This window comes from Pseudomonas arsenicoxydans (assembly GCF_006438915.1).
GTDB classification, from domain to species: domain Bacteria; phylum Pseudomonadota; class Gammaproteobacteria; order Pseudomonadales; family Pseudomonadaceae; genus Aquipseudomonas; species Aquipseudomonas arsenicoxydans_A.
The window spans coordinates 251,996-275,955 of sequence record NZ_RCZE01000003.1 but is presented as its reverse complement, the minus strand read 5'-3'; the positions used below and the strand labels follow the sequence as shown (position 1 = coordinate 275,955).

The following is a 23,960-nucleotide window of genomic DNA, read 5'->3' as shown; positions in this document are numbered from 1 at the left end:
ATCAGTCCGGAATTTCATCGGGGACTGGCCGAGGCGCAGGGGCGGTGAGCGAGGTGATCTTGATCAACAGGCCGAGGTGGCCGTTGTCGAGGAAGTTCAGCTGGCCGTTCTTGGTATGGCTTTCTTGCTTGAGGCTTTCGCTGGCGGTAACCATGCCGTTGCCGTCGATCTGGTTGACCCAGAAGTCGGCGTCGACGTCGGTGAAGCGCCCCAGTTTCAGGTTCAACGTGCCCTCGATCGGGAACTGACCATATTGTTCCTTGCCGTCGCTGATCGCCACTTTGCTGGCTTGTTCGCCGAGCGTTTGTTGCCAGGTTTTGTGCAGCAACACGGTGTAGTCCGCGCTGGCCGTGAGTTTTTCCACTTCGCCATTCAGGCTCGGCGTGCGCAGGCTGTCCTTGCTGATGGGCTGCGCGCCGGCGGCCCAGTCTTCCGGTGCGGCGCGGCTGACGATAGCGGGTACGGCGTTTTGCCGGACCAGGATCATTTCAATCTGATACAGATCATCGGCAAACGCCGTGGGTGCGACCAGGGTTGTCAGCAAGGTCAGTAAACGAAACAGGCGCATGCGGCGTCCTTCAAGCAGTTTTCGGGATAAGGAGCTCAAGCAGCGCCTCTACAGTATTAAAGCGTTCTTCCGAGCGCTCCATCGGCACCATGAATTTAAACATCGTGGCGCCTTCGAATTTGTAGCGTTTGGGCTGGCCCTGAATCAGTTTGATCAGCGTCAGCGGATCGACCGGTGTCTGCGCCGCGAACTCGATTCGGCCACCTTGAGGGCCGCCGTCGACTTTTTTGATGCCCAGCAATTCGGCCTGCAACTTCAGCGCTGTGATACGCATCAGGTTCTTGGTCGGCTCCGGCAACAGGCCGAATCGATCGATCATCTCGACTTGCAAGTCCTTGAGGCCTTCTTCGTCGGTGGCCGAAGCGATGCGTTTGTAGAGAATCAATCGGGCGTGAACGTCCGGCAGATAGTCTTCGGGAATCAATGCCGGTACGCGCAGATTGACTTCCGGACCACCGCCCAACGGCTGATCCAGGTTTGGTTGCTCGCCCTTGCGGATCGACTTCACCGCGCGTTCGAGCATTTCCATGTACAGCGTAAAGCCAACCGCCTGGATCTGCCCGCTCTGACCATCGCCCAACAGCTCGCCGGCGCCACGGATTTCCAGGTCGTTGGTCGCCAGCACGAAGCCTGCGCCAAGGTCCTGGGTGTTGGCGATCGCCTCCAAACGCTTTTCCGCATCCGGGGTGATCTGCTGGCGCGGCGGCGTCAGCAGGTAAGCGTAAGCCTGGTGGTGACTGCGCCCGACGCGGCCGCGCAATTGGTGCAGCTGCGCCAAGCCGAACTTGTCGGCACGCTCGATGATGATGGTGTTGGCACTCGGCACGTCGATGCCGGTCTCGATGATGGTCGAGGCAATCAGCACGTTGAAGCGCTTGTGGTAGAAGTCGCTCATCACTTGTTCGAGATCGCGTTCGCGCATCTGCCCGTGGCCGATGCCGATTCGTGCTTCCGGCACCAGCTCGGCGAGGTCGGCGGCGCATTTCTCGATGGTCTTCACGTCGTTGTGCAGGTAGTAAACCTGGCCGCCACGCAGCAACTCACGGAGCAGGGCCTCTTTGACCGTGCTCTTGTTCTGCTCCATGACGAAGGTCCGCACCGACAGGCGACGCGCGGGTGGCGTGGCAATGATCGACAGATCGCGCATGCCCGACACGGCCATGTTCAGCGTGCGCGGAATCGGCGTGGCGGTCAGGGTCAGGATATCGACTTCGCTGCGCAGTGCCTTGAGCTGTTCCTTCTGGCGCACACCAAAGCGGTGTTCTTCATCGATGATGACCAGCCCGAGGTTTTTGATCTTCACGTCGTCCTGCAGCAGCTTGTGCGTGCCGATCACGATGTCGATCTTGCCTTCGGCCAGGTCCGCGACGGCGGCGTTCACTTCCTTGGTCGACTTGAAGCGGCTCATCACTTCCACAGTCACCGGCCAATCGGCGAAGCGGTCGCGGAAGCTGTTGTAATGCTGTTGGGCGAGCAGGGTGGTCGGCACCAGAATTGCCACCTGACGACCGCCGTGCACCGCGATGAAAGCGGCGCGCATGGCCACTTCAGTCTTGCCGAAACCCACGTCGCCGCAGACCAGACGATCCATCGGCTTGGGCGCGAGCATGTCGGCACGCACCGCGTCGATGGTGGTTTGCTGGTCGGGTGTTTCTTCGAACGGGAAGCCAGCACTGAACGTTGCGTAATCGGCTTTCGGGTCTTCGAACGCATAACCTTCGCGAGCGGCGCGACGGGCATAAATGTCCAGCAACTCGGCGGCAACATCGCGTACCTGTTCGGCCGCTTTGCGCTTGGCTTTCTGCCAGGTTTCCGAGCCGAGACGGTGCAGCGGGGCCAAGGCATCATCGCTGCCGGTGTAGCGAGCGATCAGGTGCAGGTTGGCCACCGGCACGTACAGCTTGGCGCCTTCGGCATATTGCAGCGTGAGGAATTCGGCGGCCTGATCGTCGATTTCCAGCGTGGCCAGCCCGAGGTAGCGGCCGACGCCGTGATCGATATGCACCACCGGCGCGCCTTCGCGCAGTTCGGTGAGGTTCTTGATGACCGCATCGTTATTGGCGTCGGCGCGTTTTTCGCGGCGACGGCGCTGCATCACGCGCTGACCGAACAACGGACTTTCGGCCACCAGAGCCAGGGCCGGGTTGTCGAGCACAAGGCCTTCGTCGAGCGGGGCGATGGTGATTGCCAAACGCTCTTTGCTCGCGACGAAGTCCGGCCAGCTGTCGACGGTTTTCGGTCGCAGCTTCAGGCGCTCTAGCAATTCCAGCAGCACTTCACGACGGCCCGCCGATTCGGCGGTGAACAGCACGCGTCCGGGGAATTCGTCAAGGAAACCCGCCAGCGCCGCCAATGGCTGAGTGGCTTTGGCTTCGATGGCCAGGTTCGGCAGTTCGCGCGCCGGGAAGCGCTCGCGACCGACACCGGTTTCCACGTCCTGTTGACTGGCCACCACACGGGGCCAGCTCTTCAGGCGGGCAAAACAATCTTCCACCGGCAGGAACAGCTCGGCCGGTGGTAATAAAGGACGGGACGGATCGACGCGGCGCTCTTCATAGCGGTTGCGCACGTCGTTCCAGAAATTCTCCGCCGCTTGCTCGATGCCGGGTAGGGAAAACACTTGCGTGTCCTGTGGCAAGTAATCGAACAAGGTGGAGGTTTCGTCGAAGAACAGCGGCAGGTAGTACTCGATACCCGCCGGTGTAATCCCGCTGCTCAGGTCCTGGAAGATCGGGCAGCGGCGGAAGTCGACATCAAAGCGCTCGCGGAAGCGTGCTTTGAAGCGAGTGACCGCATCTTTTTGCAGCGGAAATTCACGCGCAGGCAGCAGACGGACGGTGTCGACTTTATCGATGGAGCGCTGGTTTTCCGGATCGAACGTGCGCAGCGTCTCGATTTCGTCATCGAACAGGTCGATTCGGAAGGGCAGTTTGCTGCCCATCGGAAACAGGTCGATCAGCGAGCCGCGCACCGTGAACTCGCCATGCTCGTACACCGTGTCGACGTAGCGATAGCCGCTGGCTTCAAGCCGCGTACGCATTTGTTCGACATCGAGCTTCTGGCCGACGTCCAGCACCAGGCTGCTGCCGAGCAGGAACTTGGTCGGCGCCAGGCGATGCAGGGCGGTGGTGATCGGCACCACCAGCACGCCATGGCTCAGCTCCGGCAGCCTGTAAAGGGCGGCGATGCGCTGGGAAATAATGTCCTGGTGCGGCGAAAACAGATCGTAGGGCAGGGTTTCCCAGTCCGGGAAATGCAGTACGGGCAAATCCGGGGCGAAGAAACTCAGCTCCTGCTCCAGCCGTTCGGCACTTTGGCTGTCGGCGGTCAGCAGCAGGGTAAAGCGCTTGGCAGCGCTGGCAGCCTCGGCGATGGCCAGGCTGAGGGCGGCACCGGGCAGGTTGCCCCAGTGCTGTTTACCTGCCGCGGCAGGGAGAAGCGGTAGACGCAGAACGGGCACGGAAGGTTGAGCTCCAAGCGTTGCGACAAAGTCGGTAATTGTAGCGGCCCCGGGTGCCGCCTGTCAGTTGCAGACTGTGTCTATTACGCAGGTTTGGCGAAATGTAGTGGTAAAGACAAAATCTGCCGGTTTTTTACTGATATTTGCTGATTATGTAGTGGCAAAACCAACCAGTGTTACGGAGGGTTACGGACAAGGTAGCGTTGTCTCCAAAAATTTGACTGCGCTGGAAGCCCCGGTTTTATTGGGCTTCGGCGCGGCGTGATTTTTTTGAACAGGAAAATGTTACTGATCGCACGACAAGCACGCATTGCTACGGGAGGGAGTCGGCGGCATAATGTAGCCCCTTTTTTCTGCCCCTACATGTGGAAGGTTCCCGTGACTCAGAAGCCCGACCAGTGTCTTGGTGAATGGATCGACCGTGAAGCACTCGCAGAAGCGATGATTCCGCTTATCGGTCAGCTCTACCGCAATAACAACGTGGTGAGCTCGATCTATGGCCGCAGCCTGATCAACCGTTCAGTCATTGCGATTCTCAAAGCTCACCGCTTTGCCCGTCATCGTCAGTCCGATGACAGCGAATTGTCCGTCCACGAAACATTCCCGCTGCTGAAGGCGATGAGCGAGCTCAAGCTCGGCGCCGCTTCGGTAGACCTGGGCAAGCTTGCGGTCAAGTTCAAGGCCGAAGGTAAAGGTCGCACTGCCGAGCAGTTCGTCCGTGAAGAACTGGCTGACGTTGTTGGGCAGCAGAACGTTGCCGCTCGCAAAGGCACCGACGTTGTCCTGTACGGCTTCGGTCGTATCGGTCGTCTGCTGGCGCGTATCCTGATCGAGAAAACCGGTGGTGGCGACGGCCTGCGTCTGCGCGCCATCGTTGTCCGCAAGGGCGCCGAGAACGATCTGGTCAAGCGTGCAAGCCTGCTGCGTCGCGATTCGGTTCATGGTCCGTTCGACGGCACCATTACCATCGATGAAGCCAACAGCACCATCACCGCCAACGGCAACCTGATCCAGGTTATCTACGCGAAGAATCCGACTGAAGTGGATTACACCCAGTACGGCATCAAAGACGCGCTGCTGGTGGACAACACCGGTGTATGGCGTGACGCCGAGGGCCTGGGTCAACACCTGGCGTGCCCGGGTATCGACCGCGTTGTTCTGACCGCGCCGGGTAAAGGCAAGCTGAAGAACATCGTTCACGGCATCAACCACGGTGAAATCACCGCTGACGACAAGATCGTTTCCGCCGCTTCCTGCACCACCAACGCCATCGTGCCGGTGCTGAAAGCTGTTAACGACAAGTTCGGCATCGTGAATGGTCACGTTGAAACGGTTCACTCGTACACCAACGACCAGAACCTGATCGACAACTTCCACAAGGGCGATCGCCGTGGCCGTAGCGCCGCGCTGAACATGGTGATCACCGAGACCGGCGCTGCCACTGCTGCTGCCAAGGCACTGCCTGAGCTGGCCGGCAAGCTGACCGGTAACGCGATCCGCGTTCCGACGCCAAACGTGTCGATGGCCATTCTCAACCTGAACCTTGAGAAAGCCGCCACCCGCGAAGAGATGAACGAGTACCTGCGCTACATGGCGCTGCACTCCGATCTGCATAAGCAAATCGATTACGTCAACTCGCAGGAAGTGGTGTCCACCGACTTCGTTGGCTCGCGCCACGCAGGCGTTGTGGACGCTGAAGCAACCATCACCCAAGACAACCGCGTTGTTCTGTACGTTTGGTACGACAACGAATTCGGTTACAGCTGCCAGGTAGTACGCGTGATGGAAGACATGGCCGGTGTAAACCCGCCTGCGTTCCCGCGCTAAGCTTAGCTACACATGAAAACGCCCCGGCCTAGGTCGGGGCGTTTTTGTTTGTGTGGTTTGGTCCGTTGGGTGTGTTGTCGGTGCCGGCCTCTTCGCGAGCAAGCCCGCTCCCACATTTGACCGTGTCCGCCTGGACAACTCGGTCAAATGTGGGAGCGGGCTTGCTCGCGAAGGCGATGGATCAGGCGCCGCCGACTACTGCTGCCTGCGCCGTCCGCAGTTCATGCTTGTTCCCCCGGAACAACACCAGCGTCGCGATCAACCCCAGCACCGCCGCACCACTGAGCCAGATCCCCGGCGCAGCCTTGTTGTCCAGCACATGAATCAGATACGTACACGCCGCCGGTGTAAACCCACCGAACGTCGCGGTCGCCAGGCTGTAGGCCAAAGAGAACCCCGTCGTACGAACCTCAACCGGCATGATCTCGGTCAGCGCCACGACCATGGCGCCGTTGTACGAGCCATACAGGAACGACAGCCACAACTCGACAATCAGCAAATGGCTGAAGCTCGGGTTCGCCACCAGCCACGACAGGGCCGGGTAAGCAGTGAGGATTGCCAGAATCGTCGCCGCCAGCAGTAGGGGTTTGCGCCCGATCTTGTCAGACACGGTACCCATCACCGGCAGCCAGAAGAAGTTCGACAGGCCGATACACACCGTTACCAGCAACGCATCCAGGTCGGACAAGTGCAACTCGGCTTTGCCGAAAGTCGGGGTATAAGCGGTGATCAGGTAGAACGACACGGTGGTCATCACCACCAGCGCCATACCAGCGATAACAATGCCGAAGTTCTGGCCGATGGATCGGACGATTTCGCGCAGGGTAGGGCGGTGTATACGCGCCTGAAACTCCGGTGTTTCTTCCAGCGAACGGCGAATCACGAAAATCACCGGCACGATCATGCAGCCAATCAGGAACGGCACGCGCCAGCCCCAGTCACCCATTTGTTCCGGGCTGAGCCAGTGGTTCAAACCGACGCCCAGCAGGCCAGCGAACACCACCGCGGCTTGTTGGCTGGCGGACTGCCAACTGACGAAAAAGCCCTTGCGACCCGGCGTCGAAATCTCGGCGAGATACACCGACACGCCGCCCAATTCCACACCGGCCGAGAAGCCTTGCAACAGGCGACCGAACAAAACAATCAGCGGCGCCGCGACGCCCAGCGTGGCGTAACCCGGCACGCAGGCAATCAGCACTGTGCCGGCGGCCATCATGGCCAGGGTGATGATCAAACCTTTGCGACGACCATGACGGTCGATATAGGCACCGAGGAAAATCGCCCCCAGTGGACGCATCAGGAAGCCGGCACCGAAAGTGGCCAGGGACAACATCAGGGAAGCGAAAGCGCTGTCGGCAGGGAAGAAGGTTTTAGCGATGGCCGTGGCGTAAAAGCCGTAGACCATAAAGTCGAACATCTCCAGGAAGTTTCCACTGACGACGCGAAAAATTGCTTTGCCGTTGCTCGTATTGGAAGACATTTTTAGGTACTCACGCTGGATCTTGTTTGAAAACGCTGCACCTGTGTGTGGCGGTCGTAAGTCCGGTCACCGCTATCGCGTTCAGGCTCGCTCCCACAGGTTTTACGTTTGACTGACGGGCGCAGGCAGACCTCGCGCTCATGCGCTCTGATGCCCATAATGGCGGGCGCGGTTTTGAGGGGAGATGAAGATTTGTTAACTGGACGATGGGGTGGGCTTGTGGTGCTGGCCGGCGTTTTGTGCGGTTGTGGCAACGGCGACAACCTGGAAAGCTTCGGCGGCCCGACCATGGGCAGCACGTATTCGATCAAGTACCTGCGCCATCCCGGGCTTCCCGCCCCGTCAGAGGTTCGTGTTCAGGTCGAAAAAATCCTCGCTGAAGTCGATCAACAAATGTCGACCTACCGCAGCGACTCCGACATCGAACGCTTCAATGATCTCCCGGCCAATCGCTGTCAGAAAATGCCGGCGTCGATCCTCAAATTGATTCGCGTCGGTGAACAACTGTCGGAGCAAAGCGAAGGCTCCTACGACCTGACCGTAGAACCACTACTCAATCTCTGGGGATTTGGCCCGCAGGCCCGTGAGGAAAAAGTCCCGAGCGCTCAGGCGCTGGCCGAAGTGAGGCAACGAGTCGGTTACCAGCACCTGCGCATCGACCGCGATCAGTTGTGCAAGGATGCCGCTGTCGAAGTCGACTTCAATAGCATCGCCGCCGGTTATGCCGTCGACACCATTGCCGCAAGGCTCGAAGCCATGGGGATCCACGATTACCTCGCCGAAGCCACGGGCGAGCTCAAGGCCGCGGGCAAGAAACTCGACGGTTCACCCTGGCGAATAGCCCTCGAAGAGCCCCGGGATGATCAGCAGGTGGCGCAAAAAGTGATCGCGGTGGATGGCTTTGGCGTTTCAACCTCTGGCGATTACCGCCACTATTTTCAACAGGACGGAAGGCGTTATTCCCACACCTTCGATGCACGCACCGGTGCACCGATCCTACACACCCTGGCGTCAGTCACTGTGATTCATCCTTCAGCGTTGATGGCCGATGGACTATCGACGCTGTTGCTGATTCTCGGCCCTGAACGGGGTTGGGACTATGCCCAGGCACATGACATTGGTGCATTCTTTGTGATTCGTGCCGATACAGGATTCGTCACACGCACCAATCAGGCTTTTGAACGCCTCAGTGGCGGCAAAACCGAGTGATGGCAATGATTCAAGCAGTGAAGACTGGCGTTGTAGTGCAGGCAAAACTAGCCTACGACGCGACCAAGGGTTAATGTGCGCGGCGTTGACGCTTCTATAGACTGTGTCCGGGTTCTGCACTGGCCCCAAATTGTTCCTTCACGCCGCAGATCGGCGTGATTTAGCCGCAGGGTGCCGATGGCGCCGCGGCCTGTTCTGAGGAGTACGCATGGCTGTCTACAACTACGACGTGGTGGTGCTGGGTTCCGGCCCTGCGGGAGAAGGCGCGGCAATGAACGCCGCCAAAGCAGGGCGCAAGGTGGCGATGGTCGATAGCCGTCGCCAGGTCGGCGGCAACTGCACCCACCTGGGTACCATCCCGTCCAAGGCACTGCGTCACTCGGTCCGGCAGATCATGCAGTTCAACACCAACCCGATGTTCCGGGCCATTGGTGAACCGCGCTGGTTCTCGTTTCCGGACGTGCTGAAAAGCGCCGAGAAAGTCATTTCCAAACAAGTCGCTTCGCGCACCGGCTACTACGCCCGTAACCGCGTCGACGTGTTCTTCGGCACCGGCAGCTTCGCCGACGAACAAACCATCGAAGTGGTTTGCGCCAACGGCGTGGTCGAAAAACTGGTGGCCAAGCACATCATCATCGCCACCGGCTCGCGTCCTTATCGCCCGGCGGACATCGATTTCCACCACCCGCGTATCTACGATAGCGACACCATCCTCAGCCTCGGTCACACCCCGCGCAAACTCATCGTTTACGGCGCTGGCGTAATCGGTTGCGAATACGCGTCGATCTTCAGCGGTCTGGGTGTACTGGTTGAGCTGGTGGATAACCGCGGTCAGTTGCTGAGCTTCCTCGACTCGGAAATTTCCCAGGCGTTGAGCTACCACTTCAGCAACAACAACATCACGGTTCGCCACAACGAAGACTACGACCGCGTCGAAGGCGTGGACAACGGTGTGATCCTGCACCTCAAGTCCGGCAAGAAGATCAAGGCCGATGCCTTGCTCTGGTGCAACGGCCGTACCGGCAACACCGACCAGTTGGGTCTGGAAAACATCGGCGTGAAGGTCAACAGCCGTGGTCAGATCGAAGTCGACGAAGCCTACCGCACCTGCGTGCCGAACATTTACGGTGCCGGTGACGTGATCGGCTGGCCGAGCCTGGCGAGTGCTGCCCACGACCAAGGCCGTTCGGCCGCTGGGAGCATCGTCGATAACAACAGCTGGCGCTTCGTTAATGACGTGCCGACCGGCATCTACACCATTCCGGAGATCAGCTCGATCGGCAAGAACGAGCAGGAGCTGACCCAGGCCAAGGTGCCGTACGAAGTGGGCAAGGCGTTCTTCAAGAGCATGGCGCGTGCACAGATCGCGGGCGAGCCTCAGGGCATGTTGAAGATCCTGTTCCACCGCGAAACCCTGGAAGTGCTGGGCGTTCACTGCTTCGGTTATCAGGCGTCGGAGATCGTGCACATCGGTCAGGCGATCATGAGCCAGCCGGGCGAACTGAACACCCTGAAGTATTTCGTCAACACGACGTTCAACTACCCGACCATGGCTGAAGCCTATCGGGTAGCGGCGTACGATGGCCTCAACCGGCTTTTTTGAGTGGCTCCGGCCGGTGGCCTGAGCCGGCCGGGGAGACCGATTTCAGCAATTCTCGAGCGTGGCGCTGGCCAAACCGGGAAAGTCTGTAATCAGGCTGTCAACGCCGAAGTCGGCGAGTCTGCGCATCAGCGCGGGCTCGTTGACTGTCCAAACCGACACATGCAGCCCTTGACGCTGCGCCTTCTGCAGGCGTTCCGGCGTACACAGGGTCCAGTTCAACGCCAGAATTTCACAGCCGTAGCTTTGCGCGACCTTGAGCGGGTCGAGCCAGGCGTATTCGGCCACCAAACCGCGAGACACGTCCGGCACCAGATCCAGCGCAGCTTTCAACACTTCGCGTGAACTCGAGGTGATCGTGACCTTTTCGAGCAAGCCGAAACGCTGAGCCATTTCGCGAATCGCCAGCACCGTAGTCGCTGCGCGGGTGCGTGAAGCGCTTTTGACTTCCAGCTGCCAGTGATCGAAGTCGCACTTTTCGAACAATTCTTCCAGCGTCGGAATCGGGCAGGGTTTGATCCAGCCCGGGCCACCTTTGCGTGCGTCGTAAGTCACCAGTTCGGCCGCCGTGTGTTCGACGACTTTGCCGCGACGGTCAGTGGTGCGCTTGAGTGTCGGGTCGTGGATGACCATCAACTCGTTGTCCATGGACAGGTGCAGGTCCAGTTCGCAACGGCGCACGCCGTGTTTGAGGCATTCCTGAAAGCTGGTCAGGGTGTTTTCCGGTGCTTCGCCCTTGGCGCCGCGATGGCCGTAGATGAGGGTCACGGTTCTTCCTTAAATTAAATGCCTGATTCGTTTTCGCGGGCCAGTCGTCGTTCCTGGGCCTGCTTCTGCAAGATGTAGCGGGCCAGCAACTGCCGCTGGGCATCGGTCGGGCGTTCGAACTCGGTGCCGACGTCAAAGGCTCCCGCCTTGCGGTCGCAATGGGTGACGCGGGCTCGCAGCAACAGGCCGAGGGCTTGCGGCATCAGCACCAGTTTGACCGACAGGTGCGCGCCCACGGCGATAGGTGTCGGAAACTGAAAGTCGATGCCACCTTCGGAAATGATCACCGGCTGCGGCTCGCCAATCTGCCCGAGCACGGTGATTGCGATCACCTGGCTGAGTAAATCGATGCGTTTGTTCTGGGATTTCAGGAACGCCGCGAGGTTGCGGTCACGTTCACTGATCTGGCGTAGCAGGTGTTGCGACTCGAATTCGCTCAGGTGCAGTTCGCTGAGCAAGTTGAACAGTGGGGAAGCATCCTGCAACACTTCCAGGCCTGCGGCCTCGGGAGCGGACAGGGTCCGAATTTCCAGTGCGATCGTGTCCTCGATACGGTAGTATTCGCGGCGATCTTCTTCATCTAATGTCGACATGGCGAACCCATGGTAGCGGCGGTGGTCTGAGTGTAAAGCTGGTTATCGACCCCCGCCACAAGGACGTTCCTTTTCCCTCCGAACAAGCCCCGACATGTTCAGACCTCTCTTCGTATTTATTGGCACGCGTTATACCCGTGCAAAGCGTCGCAATCATTTTGTGTCGTTCATTTCCCTGACTTCAATGATCGGTCTCGCCCTCGGCGTGGTGGTGATGATTGTGGTGCTGTCGGTCATGAACGGCTTCGATCATGAGATGCGCACCCGCGTGCTGGGCATGGTGCCCCACGCGACCATCGAGTCCGGTGAGCCAATCAGCGACTGGCAAAGCCTGGCCGCCAAGGTCAAGCAGAACCCGCAGGTGACGGCCGTGGCGCCGTTTACCCAGATGCAGGGGTTGCTGACCAACAACGGCAAAGTCTCCAAAGTCCTGCTCAATGCCATCGATCCTGCGCTAGAGCGCAATGTCTCGATCATTGATAACTTCATGCAGCAGGGCAAACTCGACGATCTCGTGCCGGGTGAATTCGGCATCGTCATCGGCGACAAGGCCGCGGCCAAGCTCGGTGCGGCCCTCGGCGACAAGCTGACGTTTGTCGCGCCGGAAGTCACCGTGACCCCGGCCGGCATGTTCCCGCGCATGAAGCGCTTTACCGTGGTCGGCATCTTCCATGTCGGCGCCGGTGAGCTGGACGGTTACCTGGGCATCACCAGCTTGCAGGATCTGGCCCGGCTGCACCGCTGGAAGCCGGATCAGGTGCAGGGCATCCGCCTGAAGTTCGACGACCTGTTCCAGGCGCCGCGCACCGCGTGGAGCATCGCTCAACAACTGGGCGAAGACCGTTATTACGCCCGCGACTGGACCCGTACCCACGGCAACCTGTATCAGGCGATCCGCATGGAAAAAGCCATGATCGGCCTGCTGTTGTTGCTGATCGTCGCCGTTGCCGCGTTCAACATCATTTCCACGCTGGTGATGGTGGTAAATGACAAGAAGGGCGACATCGCGATTCTGCGCACCCTGGGCGCCACGCCGCGCACGATCATGGCGATCTTCATGGTGCAGGGCACCGTCATTGGTGTAGTCGGTACGCTGATCGGCGCCGTGGTCGGGATCTTCGCCGCGCTGAACGTCAGCGCCGCGATCTCGGCTCTCGAAGGCGTGATCGGCCATAAATTCCTCAACGCCGACGTGTACTTCATCGATTACCTGCCGTCGCAAGTGCAGAGCCAGGACGTCTTGATGGTCTGCGGCGCCGCGTTGGTCCTGAGTTTCCTCGCCACCCTGTATCCAGCCTGGCGTGCCGCGCGCACCCAGCCTGCGGAGGCGCTACGTTATGAGTGAGTCGGGCATGAGTGATAAAGCAATCTTGAGCTGCCGTAACCTGGGCAAATCCTACGAGGAAGGCCCGGAGTCGGTGCAAGTGCTGGCCGGTCTGCAACTGGAGTTGCACCCGGGCGAGCGTGTGGCGATTGTCGGCACCTCGGGTTCGGGCAAAAGTACCTTGCTCAACCTGTTGGGTGGTCTTGATACGCCGACCAAGGGCAGCGTCTGGCTCGATGGTGAAGAACTGTCGGCACTGAGCGAGAAGAATCGCGGCCTGCTGCGTAACCGCTCCCTCGGCTTCGTGTACCAGTTCCACCATTTGCTGCCGGAATTCACCGCGCTGGAAAACGTCTGCATGCCGTTGCTGATCGGCAAGACTGCGATCCCGGAGGCACGCCAGCGCGCCACGGCATTGCTGGAGCGGGTTGGGCTCGGCCATCGCCTTGAGCACAAACCGTCCGAATTGTCCGGCGGCGAACGTCAGCGCGTGGCCATCGCCCGCGCCTTGGTGAACAAGCCAGGCCTGGTGATGCTCGACGAGCCGACCGGCAACCTCGACTCCCACACCGCCCAGGGCATTCAGGATTTGATGCTGGAACTCAGCACCTCGATGCGCACCGCGTTCCTGGTGGTGACTCATGACATGAACCTGGCTCGCCAGATGGATCGCGTCCTGCATTTGCAGGAAGGTTGCCTGACGCCCATCTGATTGACCGAAACCCGGCGTCTTGAAAGACGTCGGGTCTTTTATTTTTATACGGTGCCCAGCGAATGTTCAGACCGTTATCGATCTTCATCGGCGCGCGCTATACCCGCGCCAAGCGCCGCAATCGCTTTGTTTCCTTCATCTCGATGACCTCGATGATCGGCCTCGCCCTGGGCGTGTTGGCGATGATTGTGGTGTTGTCGGTGATGAACGGCTTCCAGCGCGAAATGAGCTCGCGGATCCTCGGCATGGTGCCGCACGCGACCATCGTCGGCGTGAACCCGATTGACGATTGGCAGCCGGTTGCAGCGGCCGCGATGAAAAATCCGGAAGTCACGGCCGCCGTGCCGTTCACCGAGATGGAAGGCATGCTGTCCTACAAGGGCTCAATGCAGCCGATCCAGGTCAGCGGCGTCGATCCGGCCCAGGAAGGCAAGGTGTCGATCGTTGCCCAGCACATTGTTCAGGGGCGTCTGGATGCCCTGAAGCCGGGTGAGTTCGGCGTGGTGATTGGCGAGATCACGGCGCGGCGTTTCCGTTTGAACGTCGGCGACAAGATCACCCTGATCGTGCCTGAAGTCAGCACCGCCCCGGGCGGGATTACCCCACGCATGCAGCGCCTGAACGTGGTTGGCGTGTTCAAGGTTGGGGCCGAACTGGACGGTTCGATGGCGCTGATCCATGTCGCCGATGCCGCGCAGATGCAACATTGGGAGCCGAATCAGGTGCAGAGCGTGCGCCTGGCGGTGAAGGATCTGTACGCCGCGCCGCAAGTGTCGAGCGACATCGCCAGCGGTTTGGGTGCTGCCTACAAGGCTGACGACTGGACCCACACCCAGGGCAGTCTGTTCAGCGCGATGAAAATGGAAAAAACCATGATCGGCCTGCTGTTGCTGATGATTGTCGCGGTGGCGGCGTTCAACATCATCGCGACCCTGATCATGGTGGTGAACGACAAGGGCGCGGACATTGCGATCCTGCGCACCATCGGCGCCACGCCGGGGCAGATCATGGCGATCTTCATGGTCCAGGGCACCGTGATCGGGATTGTCGGGACCTTGATCGGCGGCGTGTTGGGCGTGATAGCGGCGTTGAACGTCAGTGAACTGGTGGGCTGGATCGAGCGGGTGAGTGGGCAGCACATTTTCAGTTCTGATGTGTATTTCGTCAGTAACCTGCCTTCGGAACTGCAGGGCGGGGATGTGCTGTTGATTTGCTCGGCGGGTTTCATCTTGAGCTTCCTGGCCACCGTTTACCCAGCGTGGCGTGCGGCGAAGATCGAGCCGGCTCACGCGCTAAGGTATTCGTAAGCCGTAACATCCCTTCGCGAGCAAGCCCGCTCCCACTTTAGATCTGAGTTGACTCGGTCAAATGTGGGAGCGGGCTTGCTCGCGAAGGGGCCAGACCTGCTGGCCTCAATCCCCCTTCGGCAACTCAATCACAAACCGCGTCCATCCATTCCCCGATTCGCATCGAATCTGCCCGCCATGGGCGCGAATGATCGACTGCGTAATCGCCAAACCCAACCCAGCATGTTCACTGCTGCCTTCCTGGCGCGCCGGATCGGCCCGATAAAACCGGTCAAACAATCGCGCAAGCAACGCCCCATCAATCCCATCGCCACTGTTCTCAACCGTCAGGCTCAACCCTTTAGCCTGCTCGACAATCCGCACCCGAACCTCACCCTCGGCCGGTGTGAACCGCGGCGCATTGTCCAGTAAATTGGACAGCGCCCGCCGCAACATGCTGCGGTCACCCTCCATGTGAGCGTTGCCTTCCCGCGTGAGCGCTACCCGAGCGTCTTCCGCCAGCGGCGCAAAAAACTCCAGCAACAGATCCACTTCCTGCGCCAGCTCCAGCGGTTCGCGCTTGGGCGTCAGCAATCCGTGATCCGCCTTGGCCAGGTACAACATGTCGTTGACCAGTTGCGCCATCCATTGCAGTTCTTCGAGGTTGCTGTGCAGCGCTTCGCGGTAATCCTCGATGGGCCGGGGGCGGGTGAGGGTCACCTGTGTGTGGGTCAGAAGGTTCGAAAGCGGCGTGCGCAGTTCATGCGCAATGTCAGCGGAGAACGCCGAGAGCCGTTGAAAAGAGTCATCAAGACGTCCGAGCATGGCGTTGAAGCTGTGGGCCAATTCCGCGAGTTCTGGCGGCATATTCGCTTCTGGCAGGCGCGCGTTCAGTGATTGCGCCGAAACGCCACGGGCAACCGCACTCATACGCCGCAACGGGCGCAACCCGCTGCGCGCCGCCCAGGCACCGAGCAGGGCGGTGGCCAGGGCTGACAACCCCACGGTCAGCCAGATCAGATGCTGCATGCGTTGCAGAAAGTGCTGGTGATGGGTGATGTCCAGCAACAAGGTCAGTTGTGGAGAGTGAGGTTTATCGACAAACAACGGCGCATTCAGCACGCGGTAGTCGGTGCCGCCGTCGTTCAGCGTCGACAAACCGGGTGTTTGCGGCAGCTTGTCCGGCAGCGTCGAGCTGTCATACCAGCGCTGGCCTTCGCTGCCAGTGATACGCAGCGACAAATCGGCCTGGCGGCTCAATTCATCCGCGAGTCTGATTTCGCTCTCGCTGGATTGAATGTCGTGAAGCGCCCGGCGCAATCCAATCAGCTTGCCGTCCAGCAATTGCTGATCAAGCTCGACGAAGTGCGCCTCGCTGGCGCGGCTGAACAACACCCCGGCGAACAGCGAAACCACCGCCGTGCAGGCCGCAAACAGCAACGCCAGACGGCTGCTCAACGAAAGACGCCGCATCAGGCAATACGCTCTTCAAGGACGTAACCCATGCCGCGCACGGTGTGGATCAGCTTGTTGGGGAATTCATCGTCGATCTTCAGGCGCAAACGACGGATCGCGACTTCGATCACATTGGTGTCGCTGTCGAAATTCATGTCCCAGACCTGAGAGGCAATCAGCGATTTGGGCAGGACTTCGCCTTGACGGCGCAGGAGCATTTCCAGCAAGGCGAACTCTTTGGCCGTGAGGTCGATGCGCTGGCCGCTGCGCTCAACGCGACGGCGGATCAAGTCCAGGCGCAAATCGGCCAGTTGCAAGCTGGTTTCCTGTGGCGAGGTGCCGCCGCGACGCAACAGGCTGCGGACCCGGGCCAGCAGTTCGGAGAAGGCGAATGGTTTGACCAGGTAATCGTCGGCACCCAGTTCAAGTCCGTGGACTCTGTCTTCCACCGCGTCACGCGCCGTCAGAAAAAGCACGGGTGTGTCGAGGCCGGCACCGCGTACCGCTTGCAGAATCTGCCAGCCATCGCGACCAGGCAACATCACGTCGAGAATCAACAGTGCGTAGTCGCCGCTCAGCGCCAGTTGTTGCCCGGTGCTGCCATCGGCCACCAGTTCCGCATTGAAACCGGCCTCGGTCAGGCCCTGGCGCAGGTAGTGGCCGGTTTTCGGTTGGTCTTCGACGATCAGCAATTTCATGGGCGACTCTGGGCAAATGGAACGAACGCTTTATACCGTGGGCAGCGTTATGACAGGTCAACCTGACAAAGTTGTAATCTGGCTGTCAGGTTGCGGGCAGTGTGGGCAGTTTAGAGTTTTCCACAGGCAGAACCTTATCTTGTTGGAGTACGACGATGTTTTTGCGCAAATCTTTGCTGCGGGTGGCGTGTTTGTTGGCGTTGAGTTCGCCGGTGTGGGCTGGCCCGGCGCAGTCCTACGACTTCGGCCAGCCCGCTGCGGCGGCCCAGGCGTCTCGCAGTGTTGAAGTGGTGATGGGCGACATGTCGTTCACCCCCAAGGCGATCGATATCAAGGCCGGTGAGACCATTCGTTTTGTGTTGGTGAATAAAGGCCAGTTGCTGCACGAATTCAACCTCGGTGACGCGGCGATGCATGCCAAACACCAGCAGGAAATGTTGCAGATGCAGCAGAGCGGCATGTTGACGCCTACAAGCATGAAGGAAATGGACCACGGTTCGATGGCGGGCATGGATCATGGAATGATGAAGCACGACGACCCGAACAGCGTCCTCGTCGAGCCGGGTAAAACCGCCGAGCTGACCTGGACCTTCACCAAGGCCACCAGCCTGGAATTTGCCTGCAACATTCCAGGCCATTACCAGGCGGGCATGGTCGGCAAGTTGACTGTCAGTCAGTAAGCACTCAATGGCGGGCGCAAAGGCTGGTAGAATCCGCTGATTCTTCAGTCAGGTTTCCGCCATGCATCCCGCAGCCGAACACTCGCCGCTGGGCAAATCCAGCGAATACATCGCCACTTACACGCCGTCCCTGCTGTTCCCGATCCCGCGTACCGCGAAATGGGCCGAGCTGGGCCTGACGGCTGAAACCCTGCCATATAAAGGCGTGGATTTCTGGAACTGCTTTGAGCTGTCGTGGCTGTTGCCGTCCGGCAAGCCCGTGGTGGCGATTGGCGAGTTCAGCATCCCGGCGGATTCGCCGAACATCATCGAATCGAAGTCGTTCAAGCTGTACCTGAACTCGCTGAACCAGACGCCGTTTGCCGACACGGCGAGCCTCGAAGCGACGCTGGCGAAAGACTTGTCGGCGGCTGCCGGCAAACCGGTTGGCGTGCGCATTCGCAGCCTCAAGGACGTTGAAGCCGAAGGCGTCGTCGCCTTGCCCGGTGTGTGCATTGATGACTTGGACATCAGCGTCAGCAACTACGAGCATCCGCGTCCGGAACTGCTGCGTTGCGATGAGTCGCGCATCGTAGAGGAGAGCGTGCACAGCCATTTGCTCAAATCCAACTGCCCGGTCACCAGTCAGCCGGATTGGGGTAGCGTGGCGGTGGAGTACCGTGGCGCGGCGCTGGACCACGCGAGCTTGCTGGAATACATCGTGAGCTTCCGTCAGCACTCGGACTTTCATGAGCAGTGCGTGGAGCGGATTTTCCTCGACCTGCAGCGCTTGCTGAAACCGGAGAAATTGACGGTGTATGCACGGTATGTGCGCCGTGGCGGGCTGGATATCAACCCGTACCGCAGCACCGAAACCGTTCAACTGCCGAACCACCGCCTGGTCCGCCAGTGAAGATCTAATGTGGGAGCGGGCTTGCTCGCGAATGCGGTGAATCATTCAATATAGATGTCGACTGGCACGCCGCCTTCGCGAGCAAGCCCGCTCCCACAGGGGATTGCATTGCAAATCCTGGATATTAAAAAGCCCCGCTATCGCTAGCGGGGCTTTTTTGTATCCGGCGGGTTCAGATCCCGATGCTGACCAGGGTTTGCGCGATGTTGCGCAAGGTGCCGGCAATCAGCGGGTGTTCAAGTTCAAATCGATCGACGGCCAGGTTGACGCCATCGGCGAGGCTGGTGTCTTGAGTTGAGCTTTCCAGTTTGATCTCGGCTTCAATCTGGGCCATTAACTCATGGAGATTTTTGCGCTCATCTTCGTTGAGCGGTGGATTCTGGTCCAATTGCTCGCGCAGAGTATTGAGTTGTTCTTGCAGTTCGCGGGCAGGCATGGCGTTCTTCCTTTTATCGATAGGCACTGGCATAGACCGCAGCCTCGCGCCAAAGGTCTATGGCTGACCTTTAGATTAATCCACTTGCGCACAACCTGCATGATCTCGGTCAGGGCTTTTCGCCCTTGAGCCGGCGCAGGCTGATATCGGCCAGGCAGGTGTCGAGGTCGCCGAGATGATCGATCACCGAATGCACACCCAGCCCGAATAGCTGCATCGTCGCCTTGCCGCGCAAGTGCTCGCGTTCCTTTTGGGTCAATGCGTGCCATTCGCCGGGTGCGAGGCCGCAGAGTGATCCGCAGGACGCCAGGCCAATCGTCCACAGCCCGGCATTCAAGCCCGATTGCAGCAACCGTGGTTCGCCACTGACCAGCACGCAGCCATCCAGGCGTTCGACATTCAGCGCCATCAGGGCTTGCCAGCAAGCGTTCGGAGCGGGCCATGGGTTGATTGTTGCGGGATGTTGCGACGAGGTGATCCAAGAGGGCAGGCTGACGGCCAGGGAATGGCTGAGGGCGGGGGGTAATTCATCAAGCCAGGCGCAGGGGATTTGCTGGCGCTGCAAACTGCGCAGGCTGTCCAGCGCGCCGGGAGTGGCCTCGGCGTGCTCGGCAGAATAAGCTCCGTGTTGGCGCGTGCGGGCGCCGAAATCCACCAGGCAACCACTGAGGCCGAACAGAACGGCGGTCAAGCTGGGTGCTGCAACGGGCAAGGTTTCGGCGTGCGGCATAGGAACGTCCCTGAAATAGTGACAAGGCTATGCGGCGTCGGTGACAGTTGAGTGACATTGATGTGAGGCGCTCTCCATCAGGACGATTCATCTGTAGGTGAATGCGCACGATGCTGCCTAAATCGGCTTTTCCGTCTTATACTTGCCAGCTTAACGCCCGGGACAAGTGCCCGCGCCAGTAAAAATCCAAGGAGTTTTTCTATGCGCTGGAGCAATCATCTCGCTCAGCTTTTTGTGTGTGCCAGTGTGTTGCTGGTTCCGTTTGGGGCTCAGGCTGCTACGGAAGACGATCCTTGGGAAAGCGTTAACCGTCCGATCTACAAGTTCAACGATGTGATCGACACGTATGCACTCAAGCCTGTGGCCCAGGGCTATGAGTTCATAACGCCGCAGTTTCTGGAAGACGGCATCCACAACATGTTCCGCAACGTCGGTGACGTCACCAACCTGGTGAACAACATTCTGCAGGCCAAACCGGCCGCCGCAGGTGTCGATACCGCACGTATCATCTTCAACACCACGTTCGGCTTGCTGGGCTTTTTCGATGTGGGCACCAAGATGGGCCTGAATCGCAACGACGAAGACTTCGGTCAAACCCTCGGCTACTGGGGTATGGGCAGCGGCCCCTACGTGATGTTGCCGCTGTTGGGCCCAAGCACTTTGCGTGATGCGCCATCCAAGTTCGTCGACAGCTACACCGGACCGTATCCGTACATCAACGACGTGCCGGTGCGTAACTCGGTCTTCGGCCTGAACATCGTCGACACGCGCGCCAGCTTGCTGTCGAGCGAGAAGCTGATCACCGGCGACAAGTACACCTTCATCCGTAATGCGTACTTGCAGAACCGCGAATTCAAAGTCAAAGACGGCAAGGTTGAAGACGATTTTTAACCTCGACCGGTAAAACGAAGAAGGCGGCCCATGGGACGCCTTCTTTCGTTTGGATCCGGCTTATTTCATCTTCAAGATTGTAAGCCCGAGTTTCTGACCTTCACCGTCCAAAGACTTCACCCATACCACTTCGGTGTCGGCCTCAAGTCCTTTTAGTGCGGCGTGATCGGAATCAATGCGCACGTTGAGTCGGTCGCCCACTTTGAATTCACGTCTCGCTTCAACCTGCATACCACTGCTGGAAAGGTCGATGCAGACGGCTGGCACCTCATCACCTTCATGAATCAACGACACATCGGCATCGACTCGCATGCGGATGAAATCGCGCTTTTCGCTGTAGTCCCGACCGGTTTGACTCATGGGCTCGATCCTTCCATTGGGTTACGGATTTGCCTGTTCTTATAACTCCCGGTGATTTGACAAGTAAAGACGCCAAGCGACCATCGGCGTGAGCTTGAAACGCCTCTCGGATGGGAGTACCGTCTGCGCCTTAGAAGGGCACCTCTGGTGTACAGGTGAGTAGGGCAAACGCTCGAAAACGGTGCAATAGAGAGGCTAGATAGCGAATCCAGTAGTGTGAGCCGGGCTAAAACCCGTGCCTGCTACGCCAACCTAATTCTGGCGCCGTTTGCCCACATGCCAAAAACCAGTGCCACGCTGCTGATAATCGATGATGACGAAGTAGTGCGCGCGAGTCTCGCGGCCTATTTGGAAGACAGTGGTTTCAGTGTCCTGCAGGCCAGCAATGGCCAGCAGGGTCTTCAGGTATTCGAGCAAGACAAGCCCGACTTGGTCATCTGCGATCTGCGCATGCCGCAGATGGGCGGACTCGAACTCATTCGCCAGGTCACCGAACGGTCCCCGCAAACGCCGGTGATTGTTGTTTCGGGTGCCGGCGTGATGAACGACGCGGTCGAGGCACTGCGCTTGGGCGCGGCGGATTACCTGATCAAGCCTCTCGAAGATCTGGCCGTGCTCGAGCACTCTGTGCGCCGGGCCCTGGATCGTGCGCGCCTGCTGCTGGAAAACCAGCGCTACCGCGAGAAGCTGGAAAAGGCCAACCGTGAGCTCGCCGCCAGCCTGAACCTGCTCCAGGAAGACCAGAACGCCGGTCGCCAGGTGCAGATGAACATGCTGCCGGTCAGCCCTTGGACCATCAACGAGTTCCAGTTTGCGCACCAGATCATCCCGTCGCTGTACCTGTCGGGTGATTTCGTTGACTACTTTCGGGTCGATGAGCGTAGGGTAGCCTTCTACCTGGCAGACGTTTCCGGGCATGGTGCTTCTTCAGCGTTCGTTACCGTGCTGCTGAAGTTCATGACCACGCGCTTGCTGTTCGAATCCAAGCGCAGCGGTACATTGCCGGAATTCAAGCCTTCAGAGGTCCTTGGTCATATCAACCGAGGCCTGATCAGTTGTAAGCTGGGAAAACACGTCACAATGGTCGGTGGAGTCATCGACGAGGAGACAGGTTTGTTGACCTATAGCATCGGTGGTCATTTGCCGTTGCCTGTGTTGTACACGCCAGACAGTGTTCGTTATCTGGAAGGGCGCGGTCTGCCGGTGGGCCTCTTTAATGAAGCCACCTACGAAGACCACGTGCTGGAACTGCCGCCGACGTTCAGCCTGACGCTGATGTCTGATGGCATTCTGGACCTTTTGCCAGAACCCACACTTAAAGAAAAAGAAGCGGCGTTGCCCCAACGGGTCAAGGCTGCGGGCGGCACCCTGGATGGGCTGCGGCAGGTTTTTGGATTGGCCACGCTTGGGGAGATGCCGGATGATATCGCCCTGTTGGTGTTGAGCAGGAATCTTTAATGAGTACCGGTAGAATCCAGTTCGCCGAGCAGGACGGCACCTTCGTCCTGAAATTCGTCGGTGAAGTTCGCCTGACCCTGTGTTCGGCGTTGGATGCGACTATTGATCGGATCTTCACCGCGTTGAATTTCAACGCGATCGTGATCGACCTGACCGAAACCCGCAGCATCGACAGCACCACCCTTGGCCTGCTGGCCAAATTGTCGATCCTGTCGCGGCAGAAAGTCGGCCTGCTGCCGACTGTCGTCACCACCCACGAAGACATCACCCGATTGCTGGAGTCCATGGGCTTCGAGCAAGTGTTCAACATTGTTGACCAGCCTGTGCCGTGCCCGGAATGCCTGGACGACCTGCCAGACCAGGACCAGTCCGAGGAAGTGGTGAGGATCAAGGTTCTTGAAGCCCACAAAATCCTCATGGGGCTCAATGACCATAATCGCGAAGCGTTCCATGACCTGGTGAATGCGCTAGAGCGTCACTGATCACTTAACGTAATTGGCACAAAAAAGGGCGAACCCACCAAGGTTCGCCCTTTTTGCATCGCGCTAACTCAAATCACAGCTTGGCTTGCAGCAGAGCTTCAAGCTTCTCCTGATCCCGAGCAAACTGACGAATGCCCTCGGCCAGTTTCTCAGTCGCCATCGCATCCTCGTTGGACAACCAACGGAACTGCGCTTCATTCAAGCTCAGACGCGCCTCACCGGCATGCCCAGGCGCCAACTTGCGCTCAAGCTTGCCAGTGTCCGCTGCCAACTTCTCCAGCAGGTCCGGGCTGATGGTCAGACGATCACAACCGGCCAATTGCTCAATCTGGCTCAGGTTGCGGAAGCTCGCGCCCATCACCACAGTCTTGTAGTCATTGGCTTTGTAGTAGTTGTAGATGCGGGTCACCGACTGCACGCCCGGATCATCCGCGCCGGTGTAGTCGTTGCCGTTGGCTTTCTTGTACCAGTCGTAAATCCGGCCCACGAACGGCGAGATCAGGAACACACCTGCATCGGCACACGCGGCCGCCTGAGCAAACGAGAACAACAGTGTCAGGTTAGTCTGAATGCCTTCTTTTTCCAGTGTCTCTGCAGCGCGAATGCCTTCCCAGGTGGAGGCAATTTTGATCAGCACGCGGTCACGGCCAATGCCGGCCTTGTCGTACAGTTCGATCAGACGGTGCGCGCGCTTTAATACGGCGTCAGTGTCGAACGACAGGCGTGCATCCACTTCGGTGGAAATGCGGCCCGGGACAACCTTCAGAATCTCTTGCCCGACAGCAACGCCAAAACGGTCGCTGGCCAGGCCCACATCGCCTTTGCAGTCGTGAACGCAGGCGTTCAGCAATTCGGCATAGGCAGGAATCGCCGCGGCTTTGAGCAGCAGGGAAGGGTTAGTGGTGGCGTCCACCGGTTTAACGCGAGCGATAGCTTCGAAGTCACCAGTGTCGGCAACCACGGTGGTCATTTGTTTCAGTTGTTCCAGCTTGGAAGTCATGGGCGTGCTCTGTCCTGTGGGTCTAATGACATTACCCGAGCGCTGACAGCC

Annotated in this window: 22 protein-coding genes and 1 pseudogene; 11 read left to right on the top strand and 12 right to left on the bottom strand. The window is 59.1% G+C overall.

Annotation, left to right across the window (positions count from 1 at the left end):
* Nucleotide 1: 1 nt before the first annotated feature.
* Together EAH78_RS07935 and mfd are read right to left on the bottom strand one after the other, a co-directional pair.
* The gene (locus tag EAH78_RS07935; RefSeq protein ID WP_140667084.1) at nucleotides 2-568 is read right to left on the bottom strand and encodes a CsiV family protein; all 567 of its coding nucleotides are present in this window, start codon (nucleotides 566-568) and stop codon (nucleotides 2-4) included.
* Nucleotides 569-578: 10 nt separating this feature from the next.
* Nucleotides 579-4,028, bottom strand: a complete 3,450-nt coding sequence (mfd, locus tag EAH78_RS07930; RefSeq protein ID WP_140667083.1) for a transcription-repair coupling factor — start codon at nucleotides 4,026-4,028, stop codon at nucleotides 579-581.
* Nucleotides 4,029-4,391: 363 nt separating this feature from the next.
* Between mfd and EAH78_RS07925 the strand changes: the two genes are divergently transcribed.
* Nucleotides 4,392-5,855 carry a glyceraldehyde-3-phosphate dehydrogenase gene (locus EAH78_RS07925; protein ID WP_140667082.1) on the top strand — a complete coding sequence of 488 codons (1,464 nt, stop codon included), beginning with the start codon at nucleotides 4,392-4,394 and terminating at the stop codon, nucleotides 5,853-5,855.
* A gap of 181 nt (nucleotides 5,856-6,036) precedes the next feature.
* Here the strand turns inward: EAH78_RS07925 and EAH78_RS07920 are convergent, their stop codons facing one another.
* Entirely contained in the window at nucleotides 6,037-7,335 is a 1,299-nt protein-coding gene (locus EAH78_RS07920) for an MFS transporter (RefSeq protein WP_140667081.1), read from the bottom strand.
* Between the two features lie 159 nt (nucleotides 7,336-7,494).
* Between EAH78_RS07920 and EAH78_RS07915 the strand changes: the two genes are divergently transcribed.
* Both EAH78_RS07915 and sthA read left to right on the top strand, forming a co-directional pair.
* Nucleotides 7,495-8,544 carry an FAD:protein FMN transferase gene (locus tag EAH78_RS07915; protein WP_140667241.1) on the top strand — a complete coding sequence of 350 codons (1,050 nt, stop codon included), beginning with the start codon at nucleotides 7,495-7,497 and terminating at the stop codon, nucleotides 8,542-8,544.
* Nucleotides 8,545-8,752: 208 nt separating this feature from the next.
* Nucleotides 8,753-10,147, top strand: a complete 1,395-nt coding sequence (sthA, locus tag EAH78_RS07910) for a Si-specific NAD(P)(+) transhydrogenase (protein WP_007907752.1) — start codon at nucleotides 8,753-8,755, stop codon at nucleotides 10,145-10,147.
* Between the two features lie 42 nt (nucleotides 10,148-10,189).
* Here sthA and EAH78_RS07905 read toward each other — a convergent pair whose 3' ends face one another.
* The gene (locus tag EAH78_RS07905; RefSeq protein WP_140667080.1) at nucleotides 10,190-10,912 is read right to left on the bottom strand and encodes a glycerophosphodiester phosphodiesterase; all 723 of its coding nucleotides are present in this window, start codon (nucleotides 10,910-10,912) and stop codon (nucleotides 10,190-10,192) included.
* A 14-nt stretch (nucleotides 10,913-10,926) separates the two neighbouring features.
* Entirely contained in the window at nucleotides 10,927-11,505 is a 579-nt protein-coding gene (locus EAH78_RS07900; protein ID WP_140667079.1) for a PilZ domain-containing protein, read from the bottom strand.
* A 94-nt stretch (nucleotides 11,506-11,599) separates the two neighbouring features.
* Here EAH78_RS07900 and EAH78_RS07895 point away from each other — a divergent pair, with 94 nt between their 5' ends.
* From EAH78_RS07895 to EAH78_RS07885, 3 genes are all read left to right on the top strand, one after another.
* Nucleotides 11,600-12,850 carry a lipoprotein-releasing ABC transporter permease subunit gene (locus EAH78_RS07895; RefSeq protein WP_140667078.1) on the top strand — a complete coding sequence of 417 codons (1,251 nt, stop codon included), beginning with the start codon at nucleotides 11,600-11,602 and terminating at the stop codon, nucleotides 12,848-12,850.
* Between the two features lie 7 nt (nucleotides 12,851-12,857).
* Complete coding sequence (gene lolD / locus EAH78_RS07890; RefSeq protein ID WP_170219105.1) at nucleotides 12,858-13,541, top strand: lipoprotein-releasing ABC transporter ATP-binding protein LolD; 684 nt, start codon at nucleotides 12,858-12,860, stop codon at nucleotides 13,539-13,541.
* 62 nt (nucleotides 13,542-13,603) lie between these two features.
* On the top strand, nucleotides 13,604-14,848 hold the full coding sequence (locus EAH78_RS07885; protein ID WP_140667076.1) for a lipoprotein-releasing ABC transporter permease subunit: 1,245 nt from the start codon (nucleotides 13,604-13,606) through the stop codon (nucleotides 14,846-14,848).
* Nucleotides 14,849-14,953: 105 nt separating this feature from the next.
* Here the strand turns inward: EAH78_RS07885 and EAH78_RS07880 are convergent, their stop codons facing one another.
* Both EAH78_RS07880 and EAH78_RS07875 read right to left on the bottom strand, forming a co-directional pair.
* The gene (locus EAH78_RS07880; RefSeq protein WP_140667075.1) at nucleotides 14,954-16,300 is read right to left on the bottom strand and encodes a heavy metal sensor histidine kinase; all 1,347 of its coding nucleotides are present in this window, start codon (nucleotides 16,298-16,300) and stop codon (nucleotides 14,954-14,956) included.
* Nucleotides 16,300-16,980, bottom strand: coding sequence for a heavy metal response regulator transcription factor (locus tag EAH78_RS07875; protein ID WP_140667074.1), 681 nt, complete (start codon nucleotides 16,978-16,980; stop codon nucleotides 16,300-16,302). The genes EAH78_RS07880 and EAH78_RS07875 overlap by 1 nt, the downstream gene beginning before the upstream one ends.
* A 155-nt stretch (nucleotides 16,981-17,135) precedes the next feature.
* Between EAH78_RS07875 and EAH78_RS07870 the strand changes: the two genes are divergently transcribed.
* Nucleotides 17,136-17,660, top strand: coding sequence for a cupredoxin domain-containing protein (locus tag EAH78_RS07870; protein ID WP_140667073.1), 525 nt, complete (start codon nucleotides 17,136-17,138; stop codon nucleotides 17,658-17,660).
* A gap of 61 nt (nucleotides 17,661-17,721) precedes the next feature.
* Complete coding sequence (queF, locus tag EAH78_RS07865; RefSeq protein WP_027921667.1) at nucleotides 17,722-18,552, top strand: NADPH-dependent 7-cyano-7-deazaguanine reductase QueF; 831 nt, start codon at nucleotides 17,722-17,724, stop codon at nucleotides 18,550-18,552.
* A gap of 10 nt (nucleotides 18,553-18,562) precedes the next feature.
* Here the strand turns inward: queF and EAH78_RS32600 are convergent.
* The 3 genes and pseudogenes from EAH78_RS32600 to EAH78_RS07850 all read right to left on the bottom strand — a co-directional run.
* Nucleotides 18,563-18,661 (bottom strand): annotated as a pseudogene (locus tag EAH78_RS32600) (metal ABC transporter ATP-binding protein); the annotation flags it as partial.
* Nucleotides 18,662-18,724: 63 nt separating this feature from the next.
* The gene (locus EAH78_RS07855) at nucleotides 18,725-18,988 is read right to left on the bottom strand and encodes a DUF4404 family protein (protein WP_140667072.1); all 264 of its coding nucleotides are present in this window, start codon (nucleotides 18,986-18,988) and stop codon (nucleotides 18,725-18,727) included.
* 109 nt (nucleotides 18,989-19,097) lie between these two features.
* Nucleotides 19,098-19,718, bottom strand: a complete 621-nt coding sequence (locus tag EAH78_RS07850; RefSeq protein WP_140667071.1) for an HAD family phosphatase — start codon at nucleotides 19,716-19,718, stop codon at nucleotides 19,098-19,100.
* A 201-nt stretch (nucleotides 19,719-19,919) separates the two neighbouring features.
* Here EAH78_RS07850 and EAH78_RS07845 point away from each other — a divergent pair, with 201 nt between their 5' ends.
* Complete coding sequence (locus EAH78_RS07845; RefSeq protein ID WP_140667070.1) at nucleotides 19,920-20,609, top strand: MlaA family lipoprotein; 690 nt, start codon at nucleotides 19,920-19,922, stop codon at nucleotides 20,607-20,609.
* 60 nt (nucleotides 20,610-20,669) lie between these two features.
* Here the strand turns inward: EAH78_RS07845 and EAH78_RS07840 are convergent, their stop codons facing one another.
* Nucleotides 20,670-20,969, bottom strand: coding sequence for a PilZ domain-containing protein (locus tag EAH78_RS07840; protein WP_140667069.1), 300 nt, complete (start codon nucleotides 20,967-20,969; stop codon nucleotides 20,670-20,672).
* A gap of 276 nt (nucleotides 20,970-21,245) precedes the next feature.
* Between EAH78_RS07840 and rssB the strand changes: the two genes are divergently transcribed.
* Both rssB and rssC read left to right on the top strand, forming a co-directional pair.
* The gene (gene rssB, locus EAH78_RS07835) at nucleotides 21,246-22,427 is read left to right on the top strand and encodes a two-component system response regulator RssB (RefSeq protein WP_140667240.1); all 1,182 of its coding nucleotides are present in this window, start codon (nucleotides 21,246-21,248) and stop codon (nucleotides 22,425-22,427) included.
* Complete coding sequence (rssC, locus tag EAH78_RS07830) at nucleotides 22,427-22,909, top strand: anti-sigma factor antagonist RssC (RefSeq protein WP_007943680.1); 483 nt, start codon at nucleotides 22,427-22,429, stop codon at nucleotides 22,907-22,909. The genes rssB and rssC overlap by 1 nt, the downstream gene beginning before the upstream one ends.
* A 73-nt stretch (nucleotides 22,910-22,982) precedes the next feature.
* Here the strand turns inward: rssC and tal are convergent, their stop codons facing one another.
* Nucleotides 22,983-23,909: a transaldolase gene (gene tal / locus EAH78_RS07825; RefSeq protein ID WP_123434332.1), complete on the bottom strand. Its 927-nt coding sequence runs from the start codon at nucleotides 23,907-23,909 to the stop codon at nucleotides 22,983-22,985.
* Nucleotides 23,910-23,960: the final 51 nt, after the last annotated feature.

What these genes read in the sequence shown, in the direction of transcription:
- EAH78_RS07935 (WP_140667084.1), bottom strand. Translation starts at nt 568, where the DNA reads ATGCGCCTGTTTCGTTTACTGACCTTGCTGACAACCCTGGTCGCACCC.
- EAH78_RS07925 (WP_140667082.1), top strand. Translation starts at nt 4,392, where the DNA reads ATGTGGAAGGTTCCCGTGACTCAGAAGCCCGACCAGTGTCTTGGTGAA.
- EAH78_RS07920 (WP_140667081.1), bottom strand. Translation starts at nt 7,335, where the DNA reads ATGTCTTCCAATACGAGCAACGGCAAAGCAATTTTTCGCGTCGTCAGT.
- EAH78_RS07915 (WP_140667241.1), top strand. Translation starts at nt 7,495, where the DNA reads ATGGCGGGCGCGGTTTTGAGGGGAGATGAAGATTTGTTAACTGGACGA.
- sthA (WP_007907752.1), top strand. Translation starts at nt 8,753, where the DNA reads ATGGCTGTCTACAACTACGACGTGGTGGTGCTGGGTTCCGGCCCTGCG.
- EAH78_RS07900 (WP_140667079.1), bottom strand. Translation starts at nt 11,505, where the DNA reads ATGTCGACATTAGATGAAGAAGATCGCCGCGAATACTACCGTATCGAG.
- EAH78_RS07895 (WP_140667078.1), top strand. Translation starts at nt 11,600, where the DNA reads ATGTTCAGACCTCTCTTCGTATTTATTGGCACGCGTTATACCCGTGCA.
- lolD (WP_170219105.1), top strand. Translation starts at nt 12,858, where the DNA reads ATGAGTGATAAAGCAATCTTGAGCTGCCGTAACCTGGGCAAATCCTAC.
- EAH78_RS07885 (WP_140667076.1), top strand. Translation starts at nt 13,604, where the DNA reads ATGTTCAGACCGTTATCGATCTTCATCGGCGCGCGCTATACCCGCGCC.
- EAH78_RS07880 (WP_140667075.1), bottom strand. Translation starts at nt 16,300, where the DNA reads ATGCGGCGTCTTTCGTTGAGCAGCCGTCTGGCGTTGCTGTTTGCGGCC.
- EAH78_RS07875 (WP_140667074.1), bottom strand. Translation starts at nt 16,980, where the DNA reads ATGAAATTGCTGATCGTCGAAGACCAACCGAAAACCGGCCACTACCTG.
- EAH78_RS07870 (WP_140667073.1), top strand. Translation starts at nt 17,136, where the DNA reads ATGTTTTTGCGCAAATCTTTGCTGCGGGTGGCGTGTTTGTTGGCGTTG.
- queF (WP_027921667.1), top strand. Translation starts at nt 17,722, where the DNA reads ATGCATCCCGCAGCCGAACACTCGCCGCTGGGCAAATCCAGCGAATAC.
- EAH78_RS07855 (WP_140667072.1), bottom strand. Translation starts at nt 18,988, where the DNA reads ATGCCTGCCCGCGAACTGCAAGAACAACTCAATACTCTGCGCGAGCAA.
- EAH78_RS07850 (WP_140667071.1), bottom strand. Translation starts at nt 19,718, where the DNA reads ATGCCGCACGCCGAAACCTTGCCCGTTGCAGCACCCAGCTTGACCGCC.
- EAH78_RS07845 (WP_140667070.1), top strand. Translation starts at nt 19,920, where the DNA reads ATGCGCTGGAGCAATCATCTCGCTCAGCTTTTTGTGTGTGCCAGTGTG.
- EAH78_RS07840 (WP_140667069.1), bottom strand. Translation starts at nt 20,969, where the DNA reads ATGAGTCAAACCGGTCGGGACTACAGCGAAAAGCGCGATTTCATCCGC.
- rssB (WP_140667240.1), top strand. Translation starts at nt 21,246, where the DNA reads ATGCCAAAAACCAGTGCCACGCTGCTGATAATCGATGATGACGAAGTA.
- rssC (WP_007943680.1), top strand. Translation starts at nt 22,427, where the DNA reads ATGAGTACCGGTAGAATCCAGTTCGCCGAGCAGGACGGCACCTTCGTC.
- tal (WP_123434332.1), bottom strand. Translation starts at nt 23,909, where the DNA reads ATGACTTCCAAGCTGGAACAACTGAAACAAATGACCACCGTGGTTGCC.